Below are 833 nucleotides of genomic sequence, written 5' to 3' on the forward strand. Positions count from 1 at the left end.
GCTGTGCGCGGATCGGAAACCTACGCCGACTACCGCGAACAGTTGCTGCCGTGGGAGCAGTGCGAGCCTCTGTTGGAGGATTACTGCAAGCACGTGGGCCTGCCGGCCACGGCCGTGGGCTTCGTCAATGCCTTGCAATCGCGCCTGACGCAAGTCGCCGAGCTGACCGATCAGGGCTATCTGGAGAACGGCCAAGTGGTCATCGGCGAGGATGGCATTCCGTTACTCAAGCGCAGCAAGGCCAAGGAGATGAGCTGCGGGGCCCGTGCCCTGGAAACCGCCGTCCTCGACCGCATGCGCGAACGCAGCGTCATCGAGATCCTGTGCGATGTGGCCCACTGGACGCGCTGGCCCCGGCACTTCGGTCCTCTGTCCGGCTCGGACGCCAAGATCGAGCAACCGACCGAGCGCTACGTCCTCACCGCCTTCACCTATGGTTGCAACCTCGGACCGGCCCAGGCTGCCCGACACCTGCGTGGCGCCGTCTCGGCGCACATGCTGTCGTTCGTCAACCGCCGGCATGTGGATGCCAACAAACTGGCGGCGGCCTGTCGGGACATCATCAACAGCTACGCCGGCCTGCAACTCCCCAAATGCTGGGGCGATGGCAAGAGCGCAGCCGCCGACGGCACCAAGTACGACCTCTACGGCCAGAATCTGCTCGCCTCGTACCACATCCGCTATGGCGGCTACGGCGGCATCGCCTACCACCACGTGTCCGATACGTACGTCGCGCTGTTCAGCCACTTCATTCCGTGCGGTGTCTGGGAGGCGGTCTACATCATCGATGGCCTGCTGAAGAACACCTCCGACATCCAGCCTGACACCGTCCA

General features: G+C 64.2%; 1 protein-coding gene. It reads left to right on the plus strand.

Annotation, left to right across the window (positions count from 1 at the left end; all coding sequences use genetic code 11):
- A partial coding sequence (locus tag XarbCFBP7408_RS22005; protein ID WP_146093835.1) for a Tn3 family transposase occupies positions 1 to 833 on the plus strand: 833 nt, incomplete at both ends.

The sequence above is a fragment of the Xanthomonas arboricola pv. guizotiae genome (genome assembly GCF_002940205.1).
Taxonomy (GTDB): Bacteria; Pseudomonadota; Gammaproteobacteria; order Xanthomonadales; family Xanthomonadaceae; genus Xanthomonas; species Xanthomonas arboricola_C.